The following is a 1,302-nucleotide window of genomic DNA, read 5'->3' as shown; positions in this document are numbered from 1 at the left end:
GGTCAACGATTAGTCAAGCGAAAGCAGTGGCTGATAATGTTTCATCGACACAAGGTGAAGTTGAGCAAGCAATCGTGACATTAAGCGAGGCTTTGAACAGCTTCTTAAATGCAGTCATACCTGCCAGCCCTGGAGATGCGAATGGAGACGGCAAATATTCCATCGCGGATCTAGGCATATTAGCAGCAGCTTATGGGAAGTCTTCTGCGGATGCTGACTGGGAGAAGTACAAACACTTAGATTTGTATAACGATAATAAAATTGACATTCAAGACTTAGCTATCATGGCGCAAAAAATTCTGCAATAGACGTAAGATTGGACGTTCTGGACGGATCACTTAGTGGATCAGTCCAGAACGTCTTTTTATAGGATGAGTGGCTTTCGCGGAACTATAGTCCGTTATTTCCCTGGAAAGCCATGATTTCCACATGCAAAGGGAACTACGAGCCGCTATTTGACCGATTTCTCTGATAAACGCTATATGGAGGACAAATAAGAGCTTGTAGTTCCACTTAAATAAGGAAACAGCTCGATCTGCTCTAAATAGAGGACTCCAGTTCCCTTTGCAACAGCTTTGCTGGAGTTCCGCTAATTCGCTAGATCGATTTCTTGTCTGAAAAGTATAAAGGAATGCCAAATAATCTAAATACAAAAACTTTTACATCCTTCATTATTAAGAGAACCACAGCTTGGTTACATAGGTGATTTAAGGGGGAGGATTTCGTTTGAACAGAGTATTTGCTTTTCAACACAAACAGATTAGACAAGTATGGGCGTACATGCTGCTCTTGTGCATGGCTGCTGCGTATCTGCCTGTTGCTTCGGTTTCGGCGGCAGCAGGAGATCCGTTGCCGGTATTTAGAGAGGATTTTAACGATGGCAATGCAGATGGCTGGACAACCTATGGGTCAGCGGATGCGGGGAACAGAGGGACTTGGACCGTCAATGCAGCCAATCAGTATAAATCGACTGGCGCACCTGGTTTAAAGACGGTAGTTGAAAGCACAAGCTTTAAAGATTTGGTTTATGAAGCGGATCTCCAGGTTGCTGGCATCAATGATGATCAATCGGGGCTTCTGTTCCGGGTCACAACGCCGACAGGTAACGTGCCGGATGGCTATAATGGTTACTTCGCTGCTTTGCGAGTAGACAAGACGCTTATGCTTTCCAGGGTAACCGGGGCAGGCGGCAATGAATATAAGGAGTTACAGAAAGTACCGTATCCTTATTCAAGCGGTCATATGAAAGTGGTCGCGATAGGCAATCACATTCAAATCTTTGTTGAGGATATGAATACGCCG

General features: G+C 44.7%; 2 protein-coding genes. Both read left to right on the top strand.

Features of this window, described 5'->3' with window-relative positions; all coding sequences use genetic code 11:
* Positions 1-308 (top strand): dockerin type I domain-containing protein (locus AC1DUA_RS37995; protein WP_477504629.1); only part of this gene is annotated, 308 nt, incomplete at its 5' end.
* A 418-nt stretch (positions 309-726) separates the two neighbouring features.
* On the top strand, positions 727-1,302 hold a 576-nt coding region (locus AC1DUA_RS37990), incomplete at its 3' end, for a 3-keto-alpha-glucoside-1,2-lyase-like domain-containing protein (RefSeq protein WP_477504628.1).

This window comes from Paenibacillus sp. 01T422 (genome assembly GCF_056398785.1).
This window is presented reverse-complemented; position numbering and strand designations above follow the sequence as displayed.